At 62.8% G+C, this 12,994-nt stretch carries 11 protein-coding genes; 3 read left to right on the top strand and 8 right to left on the bottom strand.

Annotated features, from left to right (window positions below; translation table 11 throughout):
• Both ACWEFV_RS04960 and ACWEFV_RS04955 read right to left on the bottom strand, forming a co-directional pair.
• Positions 1-1,568: condensation domain-containing protein (locus tag ACWEFV_RS04960; RefSeq protein ID WP_450069238.1), on the bottom strand; the 1,568-nt coding region annotated here is incomplete at its 3' end.
• Between the two features lie 17 nt (positions 1,569-1,585).
• Entirely contained in the window at positions 1,586-1,816 is a 231-nt protein-coding gene (locus ACWEFV_RS04955) for an MbtH family protein (protein WP_135454568.1), read from the bottom strand.
• Positions 1,817-2,392: 576 nt separating this feature from the next.
• Here ACWEFV_RS04955 and ACWEFV_RS04950 point away from each other — a divergent pair.
• On the top strand, positions 2,393-3,799 hold the full coding sequence (locus ACWEFV_RS04950; RefSeq protein ID WP_450069237.1) for a cytochrome P450: 1,407 nt from the start codon (positions 2,393-2,395) through the stop codon (positions 3,797-3,799).
• 12 nt (positions 3,800-3,811) lie between these two features.
• Here the strand turns inward: ACWEFV_RS04950 and ACWEFV_RS04945 are convergent, their stop codons facing one another.
• The 3 genes from ACWEFV_RS04945 to ACWEFV_RS04935 form a co-directional block, all read right to left on the bottom strand.
• Entirely contained in the window at positions 3,812-5,077 is a 1,266-nt protein-coding gene (locus ACWEFV_RS04945; RefSeq protein WP_450069236.1) for a glycosyltransferase, read from the bottom strand.
• A 64-nt stretch (positions 5,078-5,141) separates the two neighbouring features.
• Entirely contained in the window at positions 5,142-5,981 is an 840-nt protein-coding gene (locus ACWEFV_RS04940; protein WP_450069235.1) for a TylF/MycF/NovP-related O-methyltransferase, read from the bottom strand.
• Positions 5,982-6,188: 207 nt separating this feature from the next.
• Positions 6,189-7,172 (bottom strand): class I SAM-dependent methyltransferase, encoded by a 984-nt coding sequence (locus ACWEFV_RS04935; protein ID WP_450069277.1) that lies wholly within the window; start codon positions 7,170-7,172, stop codon positions 6,189-6,191.
• Between the two features lie 192 nt (positions 7,173-7,364).
• On the opposite strand from ACWEFV_RS04935, the gene ACWEFV_RS04930 reads away from it, so the two are divergent.
• Positions 7,365-8,153 (top strand): GAP family protein, encoded by a 789-nt coding sequence (locus ACWEFV_RS04930; RefSeq protein ID WP_135454561.1) that lies wholly within the window; start codon positions 7,365-7,367, stop codon positions 8,151-8,153.
• 38 nt (positions 8,154-8,191) lie between these two features.
• On the opposite strand, the gene ACWEFV_RS04925 is transcribed toward ACWEFV_RS04930, so the two are convergent.
• Both ACWEFV_RS04925 and ACWEFV_RS04920 read right to left on the bottom strand, forming a co-directional pair.
• Positions 8,192-8,959 carry a class I SAM-dependent methyltransferase gene (locus ACWEFV_RS04925; protein ID WP_450069234.1) on the bottom strand — a complete coding sequence of 256 codons (768 nt, stop codon included), beginning with the start codon at positions 8,957-8,959 and terminating at the stop codon, positions 8,192-8,194.
• 155 nt (positions 8,960-9,114) lie between these two features.
• Entirely contained in the window at positions 9,115-10,395 is a 1,281-nt protein-coding gene (locus tag ACWEFV_RS04920; RefSeq protein WP_135460039.1) for a glycosyltransferase, read from the bottom strand.
• A gap of 442 nt (positions 10,396-10,837) precedes the next feature.
• On the opposite strand from ACWEFV_RS04920, the gene ACWEFV_RS04915 reads away from it, so the two are divergent.
• Positions 10,838-11,593, top strand: a complete 756-nt coding sequence (locus ACWEFV_RS04915) for a GAP family protein (RefSeq protein ID WP_286174958.1) — start codon at positions 10,838-10,840, stop codon at positions 11,591-11,593.
• 70 nt (positions 11,594-11,663) lie between these two features.
• On the opposite strand, the gene ACWEFV_RS04910 is transcribed toward ACWEFV_RS04915, so the two are convergent.
• Positions 11,664-12,950, bottom strand: a complete 1,287-nt coding sequence (locus tag ACWEFV_RS04910; RefSeq protein ID WP_135454556.1) for a glycosyltransferase — start codon at positions 12,948-12,950, stop codon at positions 11,664-11,666.
• Positions 12,951-12,994: the final 44 nt, after the last annotated feature.

The raw sequence follows: 12,994 nt of genomic DNA, 5'->3' as shown, positions 1-12,994 counted from the left end.
GCCACGACCGCCTCAACCGACCGCGGGAACAACAGCGCCACCCGCAGCCCCGGACCCACACCCCGCTCAACCAGCAAGTGCGCCAACCGATTCGCAGCCGCATCCAACCCGCGGTACGACATCGAACTATCGCCGAAGCTGACCGCCACCGCCTCCGGATGGCGAACCACCTGCTCGGCGAACAACTCCGGAATCGACAACGACACAGACACCGACCGACTCAAGGCGGCCTGATTACCCCAACCCTCGAGCTCCTCAAGCTCATCGCGGACGTCGATAGTCGCAAGCTGCCGGCCCGGGTCGGCGGTCATCGAGTTCAGAACCCGTTCGAAGCGATCCGCCAAATCTCGCGCGTCACAGCCGATGAACTGCTGGCCGACACCGGTCATGCTGAGAAAAAGGTCTTCGTCCTTCTTGAGGAAAACCAAACCGAACTGGTCCACCAGGCCGGTGTGGGTGACGGTCCCCCACCCGGGAGCATCACGGAAATCAGCCCTGGGAATAGTCGGAATGAAATTGATGGCCGGCCGGGCCGACGGCTGTCCCGTGCCCCGGAATCGCGACTTGTTCTCGATCGCGCGTAACGGGAATCGCTGATGGTCCAGCGCACCTCGGAACCGCCGGTCGACATGTTCACACAAGCCGGCCACTGTGGACTGCGGCGACATATCCAACATCAAGGGCACAACCCCGGACACCATCCCAGGCACCATCAGCGCCTCTGGACGCACCCGTCGGCTGACCGGAAGATCGAGTGCGACCTCGGATCCGCCGATCTCGCCCTGCACCAACAGCGCATACGCGGCGGTGATCACCGAGGCGCGGCGCACTCCCAGAGCTTTCGCCAGATCGCGGGCCCGGGCCACGACGGTGGGGTCCAGTTGGATTGGCGCAGAAGGCTCATACTCGGCGACCTGGTTTGCGACTCCGGGGGCCAGACCATGCCGGGGTTCACTCTCGGGCGGGATATTCGCGGCCCAATACGCCTGATCGTCGAGGTAATCGTCGGTAGCCTCGTAGTCAGACTCGCAGTCGATCAGGCTCTTCAATGACCCGAAGATTGCAGGTGGCATCGGCTCGGCACCAGCGATTGCTGTGTAGGCAGCGGCAATCTGGTGACAGACCAGGCCCATCCCGATTCCGTCTATCGCGATGTGGTGGCAGCACACAAAAAAGTAGAACTCGTCGGCGCGTGTCTGCATCAGCGCGAACTTGAACAGCGGCCCGGTCAGAGGCATCGGAGTCTGCCGGATCGACGACGCTACCCGATACGCGTCCTGCTTCGGATCGCGGGACGCAGTCAGGTCATGGCGGGCAAGCTCGACATCCGGATAGTCAACTACCGTCTGGAAAACTTGGCCGTCTACCTCGGAGAAGGTAGCCCTCAGCGGTTCGGCTTCGTGCACCACGTGCCGAATCGCTTGTTCCAGCAGGTGATGCTCGATGGCGCCGTCGATCCGGGCAAGCATGCCCAGCTGCCACTTGACGCCGACGCGGCCGGTCTCCTCCGAGAGCCAAATGTCTAGCTGGCCCCGCGTGAGCGGAAATCTTTCGTGATCACATTCCATCGGTCGCGACCCACCGATTACTGGTCAACAGTCCGACCCTGTGCCAACCTCTCGCGAAGACTCTTCGGCCTGATGTCGCCCCAATGTTGCTCGATGTACTCCAGGCAGGCGGCGCGGTCCGCCTCGCCGTAGACCACCCGCCATCCGGCCGGAACATCTGCGAAGGCCGGCCACAAGCTGTGTTGCTCCTCGTCGTTGATCAAGACGAAAAAACTGCCGCTGTCGTCGTCGAATGGATTGATGCTCACCAGTTCTCCACACCATCGAGGCAAGTTAAATGGAACACGTTCTAAACCTATCCTAAGCAGCCCGGTGCGCAGCCAGTTTCAGGAAAATCGTCAATATTTGCTGCTCGCCATGGGTCACCCGGCGTGTTGCACCGTGTCCCATGGTCGGATCAACGTTAACGCGACGAATTAGCCACCACCCCTTGGTCTGCGCAGGGTAGACCACCCACTGGTGCAGCCAACACCGGCAGTCGCGCCGGTGTTGTCAGTGTGTGCCAAATTTGCTCGCCGATAAGCACATGCAATCGCGGGGAGCCGTCGAGCCACTGGGCGGCCGCTTAGAGTCCGTCAGCGAGACGAATTCAATCGATCAAACATGCTGGGCATCCGCTCAGGGCTCCGGCGGGAGATGCTCTCCGCAGAAAGGGCCCAGCACCCAACCCGACAACGTACGGTTGAGTAATACCGTAGGCCCGGAAGCTGCGACCGTGGATCGAGCCGGAGTGTGTGCTCCCGCAGCCGGCGATCAGCGTCGGTCGCAGGCCGAGGTCGTCGTGCCGGCAGCCGTACCGTCTAGTAGCTAGGGATCACGTAGAAGTGAGCAATACCGCGAAAACCGCACTGCCGCCTGGACCTCCGCTCCCCATGGTGGTGCAGTCCGCGTTGATGGCGGGCTTCGGTCTACGCTTTCTGAGGTGGTGCCAGAGCCGCTACGGAAATATGTTCACGTTACGTATTCCACTCTCAGGCACAGTCGTGTACCTTGCCGACCCCGCCGACATCAAGACCGTATACGCCGGTGACCCCCGTGTCTTTCACTCTGGCGAAGCGCATTGGTTTTTTCGTGGACTTCTCGGAGACAGCTCACTCTTCGTGCTCGACGAGGACGCACACCACTCCTTGCGTCGCCTGACGATGCCGGCGTTCCACCGCGACGCCGTCGCCCAACAGGCCGCTCAGATGACCGAGATTGCGGCCGCGAATATCGCAGGCTGGCCTGTCGGCAAGACCTTCCCGGTAGCGCCGATGACGACAGAGATCACGCTCGAGGTGATCCTGCGGACCGTGATCGGCGCCAGCGACCCGGCGCGACTGGCCGCGCTGCGTAAGGTGGTGCCACGGCTGCTCTACATGAAATCGTGGGAAACGCCGGCGATTACGAAGCCGAGCCTGCGACGCTACTGGCCGTGGCGCGGAGTCGGACGACGATTCGCCGAAACCGACGCCCTGCTCTACGCCGAGATCGCCGACCGTCGCGCCGACCCGAACCTGGCCGAGCGCACCGACGTGCTGGCCATGCTGGTCCGCGCCACCGACGACGACGGACGCACCATGTCCGACAGCGAACTGCGCGACCAGCTGCTGACTGCGATCGCAGCCGGACATGAGACCACCGCGACGGCACTGTCCTGGGCTCTGGAGCGGCTGACCCGCCACCCCGACTCGCTGGCAAAGGCCGTGCAGGCCGCCGATGCCAGCGCGGCAGGCGATCCGGCCGGAGATGAATACCTCGACGCGGTGATCAAGGAGACGCTTCGGATCCGTCCGGTGCTGTTCAGCTCGGGCCGGGTCCTCAAGAAGCCGACCGAGATTGGCGGATATCGGCTTCCGTCCGGCATCATGGTCGACCCGGCGATCGGGCTCGTGCACGCCAGCCCTGCGGTGTATCCAGATCCGGATAGGTTCGACCCGGAACGAATGCTCGGCACCACCGTGAGTCCGACGACCTGGCTGCCGTTCGGCGGCGGAAACCGCCGCTGCCTCGGTGCCACCTTCGCCATGGTCGAGATACGGCTCGTACTACGTGAGATCCTGCGCAGGGTCGAATTGGGCACCACCACTGCAGCCGACGAGAAGCAGAGGCCGAAGCACGTCACCTTCGTGCCGCATCGCGGCGGAGTGATTCATGTTCGCGGAATCAGAGACATCGCACCGACTTCGCCGGCGGCAATGACGTCACAATGTCCAGCAAACGTCCACGGGTCGGGCAACTCTCAGAAGTAGATTCGTCTTACGTCAAAGCCGACTGCGGCTGGCTAACTTCTCCACGAGGTCGGCGGTGGCCATCACACTGTCGGCCGGCTTGGTCATCTGTGCGGCGACCTCGCGGGCTCGGACGGCGTATTGGGGGTCGAGGATGGTGCGCAGGTCTGCGACCAACGACTTTTCGGTGGTGCCCGAAAAGCGACGCGCAGTACCTACTTTCAGCCGTTTCACCCGCCTGCCCCACAGCGTCTGATCGAGGTCCGTCGACAGGATCAGCGTGGGAACTCCGGCCCGCAGCCCCGCGGCCGTGGTGCCCAATCCCCCATGGTGCACGACCGCGCGGCACGCGGGAAAGGCGGCCGAGTAGTTCATCGCGCCGACGACCTTGATGTGATCGGACTGTGGGACGTCGCTCAAGTCGGTTCCCGCAGAACACACCAACGCCCGCTCGCCCAGCTCCGCGCAGACGGAGCTGATCATCGCGAGTGTCTTGGTGCCGGATTCCATCGGCAAGCTGCCGAAGCCGAAGAAAATCGGCGGTGTTCCCGCAGCAATCCACGAAGCGACCTCGTCATCGGCATCGCCGGGTAGATCCATCGTCAACGCACCGACAAAGGGCCGTTGATCAGACCATTGAGCCCATTCGGCCGCGAGGCCGGGAAAGCAGGCTTCGTCGTAGGCCTGGATCTCCAGACATCCGCGTTCGGTGAGCCGCCACGGTGAGGGTGATGTGGCCGTCGGCAGTGCTAGTTCACCGCGCTGAATGCCCTCGACTTTCTTCGCATTGCGCCACGCGACCCACTCAGAGGCCTTCATCGCGGAACGGCCCAACGGCGCCGGCAGAAACGGTACGAACTGGCCGTTGGCCCGTAACGGGAACAGGTGGAGGGTGGCCAACGGAATGTCGTAATACTCAGCGACGTTGCCCGCGGCATCCTCGAAGTTCACGCCGGTGAACAGCAGGTCCGCACCGTCGGCGAGTGACGTCAGCGTGGCGATGATGTCCTTCCAGCACTGATGGAACGGCGCCACGACTTCGCGCCGCAACCGGATCATCTCGCGGACCTTCCAGAAATTGCGGAAGAAGTGGGTCCAGAAGTCGCGGTGCGCATCCAACACGGACTGCAGATCCGGTCCATACGGGATCGCCGTCGGACCGGCCGCCTCGGCGAAAGAAACCAGATCAGGCGGGACAGCCATCTGCACGTCATGTCCGCGGCCGAGCAGCTCCCGGCCAACGGCAACCAAAGGCTCGATGTCACCGCGTGTGCCGTAGCTCGCGAGGACGAATTTCATCGTGGACTCTGGCCTCTCACTTACCTTGCGCGCCTGCGGAATGACAGCGCGATCCGTGCCGGCGCTACTTGCGCCACAGCACAGCAGTCCCGTCTATGTCGACGATCTCGGCGGTGATCCCATGCTCCGCCCGGTAGTCGGTGACGGCTTCCCGGCACGGCTTGAGATCGTGGTAGTCGTCGATGACGCAGAAGCCCCCTGGAGACAGCCGCGGGTAGAGGGCCTCCAGCGCTTGGATCGTGGATTCATACAGATCGCCATCGACCCGTAGCACAGCGATGCGATCGATCGGCGCATCGTGCAGGGTGTCCTTGAACCAACCGGGAAGGAAGCGAACCTGGTCGTCCAGCAGTCCGTAGCGCTGGAAGTTTGCCCTGACCTCAGTTTCGGACACACCGAGGATTCCGGCGAGGCTCTGCGTCCTGAGGCCCTTGTCCGCTTTGTAGTTCTCGGGGTCTGCGGGTGGCAGGCCCTCAAACGAATCCGCCACCCAGACACTTCGCGTCTCATCGCCATAGGCAGCCAGTACGGCACGCATCAGGATGCAGGCCCCGCCGCGCCACACTCCACATTCGATCAGGTCACCCGGGATGTCCTCAGCCAGTACCGTCTCGACGCATTGCTGAAGACTGGTAAGTCGCTGCATTCCGATCATCGTCTCGGCCTCCGCCGGCCAATCGATGCCCAAGTCCCGTTTGTGCTGAACGAGCGTGCTGCGATTTTCGTTCGGAGTGGCGCGTGCGAGTCGATACGCCCCGCCGCGAACCATCATGCGGTTGAGGGTCTTGAAGTAAAGACGTCGCCGCAGTGTCCACTGCGCGGGCATCCGCTCGTGCATTCCGTACCTGGTGAGGTTGCCTCGGATCAGGTCGAGGTACAGAGATCGAACGTCGAGATCGGTCACGTGAAAAGGGCCCCCAGCTTGTATTTCCAGATGGTTTCGATGACTCTAGCTTTGAACGGACATGGACTCGGCGCGGTTTGGTTGATTCGGATTCGATAGTTGACTCGACTGGTGCTTCTCGGTCGATGCGCCGAGCCCTATGAAGGGTCACCTAATCCAGACAGCTAGATTGATTGTGGCAGAGCGGATTTCCAGCTGTCCGACGCCTCACATCGCCTGTAGGACGAACCCGGTTTGGTCGCCGCGCTGCTGTCGGTTGAGCGATACCGCGCGTTTCTCCCACTCCCACAGCTGCTTGGGTCCGAACATTCGAAGAATCTTCGGGTCAGTCACCGGAACGTCGCGTCGATAGGCCTCGCTGCCGAGGAACTGGCCCAAATTCGAATCATCAAACGTCCTGACCACCCGCAGTCCGGCCTTCTCGGCCGCCATTGCCATTCCCTGACGTGACGGTATGACCATGTGCCGAGGCGCATCGGCCTGCACCCAGTCCGCCCGGTAAGTGGTCCAAGCCTCTGACGAGGTCGTGGGCACGCGAGCCAGGCACATACCTCCCGGAGCGAGCTTCTCGTACGCGACTTTGAGTGTCGCGACCGGGTCGGGAACGTGCTCGAGGGAATGATTGAACATCACGAGGTCGAATTTGCCATCGACAGCGCTCAAATCTCGTTTCATCAATGGCACACCTTCGGAAGACTCGCCATCGGCCGCGATGAACGGATCTGCACCGAGCAAACTGGTGAATCCAATTCTGCTCAAGCGGTCGAGCAGTGTGCCGGTACCACAACCGACGTCCAGAATTCGGGCGTCACGCTCAACGTCGAGTTGAGCGACCATGCTGATGACGTCTCCCCCGAGAAGCACGCGGAAGATCCCTTCAGATACCCGCGCCTTGATGAGGGCACCGAGCATCCGGTTGCCGCCACCGCGGAGCTTGTGCGCATCGTGTTGGGTAACCAGCCATTGGAACGCGCTGGGTTGGGCCGACGCACTGTGCGAGTAGTAGTTCTGCGGGTAATGGCGCATGAGCTCGTCGCCCGCGAGCTCATCGTGAATCTGCAGCGTGTCGCACTCAGTGCAGCTGAAGTATCCAAACAGCTCCCGAGTGCCGAACATCATCTCGCGAACTTCAATTGCCTGGTGGGGACCGGTCGATCCGCACAGCCGGCAATCTCTGGTAACCGCGTTCACTCGTCCAACCTCAGCGCCACCGGCGAAGCATAGCGTTTGCGGGTGCTGCCCGTGACGAAACCGTCTTGCCGCCGGGGCCGGTGCGTGGGCGAAGTTAGCTCTGGCAAGCCGACTTTGGTGCACGGTGACCTCTCAGGCAACTAGGGCTTCAAAAGAGCCGCCAGGCCGGAGCAACCTAGTAGTGTTTCGGCGGTGTGGGGTTCGGTGCTGGCGCTAGGTGTTCTGGTTGGGCTCGATCCCATGCGGCTGGGCATCACCCTGCTCGTGATCTCACGGCCGCGACCCGTGCAGAATCTGCTGATGTTCGGCGCCGGCTGTGTGACGGCATGCATTCCCACGTTGGTGGTTCCGCTGACGCTGCTGCACCTCACGCCGATGTTCAAGTCCACCGCGGAATCGTGGGCCAAGAGCTCCACGGGTGGTTACATCCAAATCGGCATGGGTTCGGTCGCGCTGATAACTGCCACGGTGCTGTCCGTGCACTTCTGGGTGCGCCAGCGGGCGGAGGTGCCGGCTCCCGATAGCGGTACGTCCACCCTGGTGTCGGATGCAAATACATCGACACCGGTCTCGCGACTCCTGGCCCGCGCGCAGGATGCCCCGGCAGAAGGTGGGTCGTTTTTCCGGCGGTTGTTGCGGCGCGGCCACGACGCGTGGGAAGACGGATCCCTTTGGGTCTCGTTCGTGATCGGCTTCTCATTTGCCGGTGCGCCACCCGACGTGGCCCTGTTCCTGCTTGCGATCGTCGTGGTCTCAGGAGCCGCGGTCGGCACGCAGATCACCGCGACCATCGCGTTCGTCGTCGGGATGCTCGCCGTTGTCGAGGTCGTCCTCGTCAGCTACCTGGCCGCACCTGCGAAAACTGAAGCTATCGTGCAACGGCTGCACGATTGGGCGTGGGCTCATCATCGAAAGATCCTGGTGGCCATGTGCGTACTGGCCGGCGCGATGCTGATCGCCAAGGGTTTGAACAGCGTCTGACCTGCAGGTGATAGCCAATTCCTCCGACGACCACCCGGTCAGGAGCGACTGGCGACCGCTACCGTCGGGCCCAGCCCACGCCGGGTTCGAAACTCGACCTTGATGGATGGGTCGGCATGCCGACCCAGCGCAGTCAGCGCCGATGGGCTGTATGCGCGGAGCGAGCTTATGAATCCGTCGTGTTGCAACGGCGAGATGCTGATCAGCGGCAGCACCACCGCCAACAACGCAATGTGCAGGGGTGCGGGCGGCCTGGGAAGGTCGACTATCAGCAGCTTCTTCGCTGCCCGGGTACCTGCCGCGAACACGCGGGCGGCGAGCTCAGGGGGCAGGTGGTGCAACGACAACGCGAACACCGCGAGGTCGTAATAGCCTTCCGGCGCGTCGATCTCGGTCGCATCCATTTCCCGCACCGTGGCGCGTGGGTGTCTACCGAGGTCACCGTCCGCCATGCCCGCGACAAACGCGGGCTCGATGTCGGTGACCGTCACCTGAGCGGTCGGATGCCTTTCCAGTAGCTTGCGCGACAACCCGCCGAGGCCGGCACCGAGTTCGAGGATCTTCGGAGAGGGCACGTCAGCCACCTCGCGAAGCACCATCCGGGCGCACTTGTCGTGAATACCGATCCCCCGCCGTCGTCCGGCGCGGTCGAGTGAATCCATGACCTTGCGTTTCAGATCGTCGACGTCGTCGCGATCCAGGTACTCCAGCCGATTGGTCTGCAATCGCCGGTCCAGCCAGGAAGCGTCTGGTCCGCCCCGGGGCATGTTCGCAATGTCGCGGGTTCTGCTATCCACGCAGACCATCATGGATCATCACGGTCGTGATCTGAACAGAAGTCCCAAAGTCATGGGTACAGCAGCCGAATTGGGTTGCGGCCAACACGCTGTCACTCAGAGATCCAAGGGTTTGGGCGTGGCGAGCCGTCTCGTTGTTGACGCTGAGGTGCGCCGAGAGGCGATCAACCCACGCGCCTGAGGTGAGCGAACTTCTCCAGCAGGTCGGCGGTGGCCGCAACGCTTTCGGTCGGTCTGGTCATCTGCTTTGCGACTTCGCGGGCACGAGTCGCATATTCCGGCTCAAGAATCGTGCGCAGGTCGGCGACCAGCGACTTTTGGGTAGTGGCCGAAAGTCGGCGGGCCGTACCCACTTTCAGTTGTTTGATCCGAGCTCCCCAAAGTGTCTGGTCCAGATCGGTCGAAAGGATCAATGTGGGGACGCCGGCGCGCAACCCCGCGGCAGTGGTACCCGCGCCGCCGTGGTGCACGACCGCGCGGCAAGCGGGAAAGGCAGCTGCGTAGTTCATGGTGTCCACCACCTTGACGTGGTCGAGATGTGGAACGTTGCTGAAGTCACTCGCGCCGGCGCACACCACTGCCCGCACACCCAACTCCAGACAAGCGTCGCTGATCATCGCCAGCGTGTCAGCGCCCGAATCGACCGGCATGCTGCCGAACCCGAAGCAGATCGGCGGTGTCCCGGCGGCAATCCAGGTGGCGACTTCGTCATCGGTGGCCGTGGGCAACTCCATTGCCAGTGCACCGACAAAGGGCCTTTGGCCGTCCCATTTGGCCCATTCGGCGGCCAGTCCGGGAAAGTAGATCTCGTCGTAGGCCTGGATCTCCAGCGAGCCGCGCTCGGCCACTCTCCACGCGGAGGGGCCGGTGGCCTTTGGCAGGCCAAGTTCCTTCCGCTGCGGATCCTCGAGCCGCTTCATCATGGGCCAACTCAGCCACTCCGACACCCTCATCATCGTGCGAGCCAACCGCGGCGGTAGGGCGGGAACGAGCTGGCCGTTGGGCCGTAGGGGGAACACATGCAGCATGGCGAACGGAACGTCGCAGGCCTCCGCGACGTTGCCGGCGGCCTCCTCACCGATCACACCGGTGAACAGCAGATCCGCCCCATCCGCCAACGTCATCAGCGTCTTGCTGACCTCCTGCCAGTACTGGTCAAAGAGATGCCATTCCTCGCGCAACAACCCAGCCAGGTCCCGGACCCTCCAGAAGTTCTTCCAGAATTTCCGCAAGAAGCGTGCCCAGAAGTCGCGGTTCAGGTCTTGCCATACCCGCACATCGGGCCCGCAAGCTATGGCTGTCGGACCGGCCGTCTCGACGAACTCAACCAGATCGGGCGAGACGGCCATGCGTACGTCGTGTCCGCGGCGCAACAACTCACGGCCTACCGCGAGGCCCGGCTCGACGTCACCTCGAGTCCCGTAGAAAGCCAGCACAAATTTCATCGCGGAGACCTCGAGCCTTTCAGTTGTCGCACCCTCGGGGTGCCCAGAGACATCGGTCATTATCCCGATCCCCTGCCGGTTCCGGTACAAAACTGAGCAGGTGCTCGAGACGAACCTGCGCAAGGCCGGACGGGGACCAAATGGATCCATCAGCCGGTGGGCATCAACACCCTATGCCCAGCCAGGACGGCAGCCCGCTGCCGAACTGTCGGAGGACGCATCGGTGCCGGCTCATCGGTCTCACCGTCAGGCACACCTGCACGACGATCAAACCGAAACGACGGCAAGTACTCTCGCCGCACCCCGGGAAGCGCCCCCAGAGCGTACTTCACCCCCATCTTCGCTGAGCAACGCCAGATCAAGATCGCCAGGGTTGCGAAATCCGCAAAATACAAACAGGTAGCAGGTAGTGTCCCGGGCCGTGTGGGGCTCACTTCTCGGGATGGCGATCGTGATGGCGTTCAATCCCGCCCTGCTGGCCCTCATCCTCCTCGTGATCTCCCGTCCACGCCCGGTGCAGAACCTGCTCGTCTGCTGGATCGGCGCCCTCACGACGAACATTCCGGCCCTGGTGATCCCGGTGGTGTTGCTGCACCGCGCGCCCATGTTCAGCCCCGAAGCTCCGGATGCGAGCGCCGCGACTCGGCACGTACAACTCGGCATGGGTGTGCTCGTGCTGACGATCGCCGCATTCATTGCCGTACGTATCCGGATGCGTCGCCGAGCGCAAGTGCCGATACCGAGCGGCAACGCCTCAACCCAGGTGCTGGAAGCCGAAGGTCCGAGTCCAATCTCGTCGCCATTTGCCGCGGTGGCCGATACCGCGGACAGCAAATCTGCAATTCGACGGCTGTTCGGGCGCCTTCAAAGAGCCTGGGACAGTGGCGCTTTGTGGGTCGCATTGGTGTGCGGCATGGGATTCCTGCCAGGTTTTCCGTTGGTCCTTTTTGTGGCAACCACCGTGGTCTCCTCCGGGGCCACCACAGGCGTGCAGATCATCGCCGTCATCCTGTTTGTCGTCGCGATGTTCGCGGTGTTCGAGGTAGCCGTCGTCAGCCATCTGATCGCCCCGGTGCGAACCCAAGCGGTACTGCAACCGGTGCACGACTGGGCGCTTGCCAACCGCCGTCAGGTGATGATCGGCATCTTCGTGATGATCGGGGTACTGCAGGTGGTGAAGGGCTTGGGCATCCTCTGAGCTGGAAGCTCGGATGCCCAAGCGGTGCCGGGTACCCATCCGCCTCATGGGGACGAAGGAACTGCGATGGTTACCCGACGTCAGTGAGGAAGCCTTGATTGGCGAAACGTTCCAGAAGGTCTGCGGTGTTGACAACGCTCTCGTCCGGTTGGGTCATCTGAGTAGCCACCTCACGGGCCCGCGCGACATATTCCGGATCGAGAATCGTGCGCAGGTCCGCAACGAGTGAGCCGCTGGTGACAGACGAGATTCGACGACCTAGACCAACTTTCAGCTGTTTGACACGAGCCGCCCAGAGCGCCTGATCGAGCGCCGTCCAGAAAACCAGCATGGGGACTCCGGCCCGCAGCCCCGCGGACATGGTGCCCATGCCACCGTGGTGGACAAGCGCGCGACAGGCTGGAAATACGGCCGCGAAATTCATCGTGTCCACAACCTTGACTCGGCCGGAATCAGAGGTCTGGCCGAAGTCACTCGATGCGGCGCACACCAACGCCCGCTCGCCCAATTCGGCGCAAGCGGCCTCGATCATGGCGAGCGTGTCAGCGGGAGACTTGACCGGAGTGCTGCCGAAGCTGAAGAAAATTGGCGGCGTGCCTGTGGCAATCCACGTGGCGACCTCGTCATCGGCCTCCGTTGTCAACTCCATGGTGAGCGCACCGACAAAGGGCCTTTGGTTCTCCCATTTCGCCCATTCGGTGGCCAGTCCGGGAAAGCAAACCTGATCGTAGGCCTGTATCTCCAGTGATCCGCGTTCGGTGATCCGTCGTGGCGAGGAACCGCTGGCCTTCGGCAGCCCCAGTGTGCGGCGCTGGGCGTCGTCGAACTTCTTCACCCCACGCCAATTCGCCCACTCGTACACCTTCAAGGCGTAGCGCCCCAACGAGGGCGGCAGGAAGGCCAGCATCCGACCGTTGGGCCGCACCGGTGAGACGTGCACGGTGGCCATCGGAATACCGTAATACTCTGCAACATTCGCGGCAGGCGGCTCGAAATTGAGAAATGTGACGAGCAGGTCGGCCCCGTCCGCCAGCGACTTCAGCGTGGTGGAGATTTCCTCCCAGAACTGGACGACGGACTCCCCGATCTCGCGCATCTCGCGCATCAGTTTGGCCAGTTCCTGGACCTTCCAGAAGTTACCGAAGAACCGGATCCAGAAGTCCCGGTGCGCATCCGACCACACCGCGGTGTCCGGCCCGTAAGGGACCGTTGGAAGGCCGGCCGCCTCAGCGAAGCCCACCAGGTCCGGCGAGACCGCCAGACGCACGTCGTGCCCGCGGCGCAGCAACTCGCAACCGACCGCGACGCAAGGCTCCACATCGCCGCGAGTTCCATAGCTTGCCAGCACCAACTTCATTGCGCTTCTTTCGACGTGAGATTCCATTCGACCTGTTGCCAGCA

Source organism: Mycobacterium sp. NPDC004974, from assembly GCF_053600815.1.
This window is presented reverse-complemented; position numbering and strand designations above follow the sequence as displayed.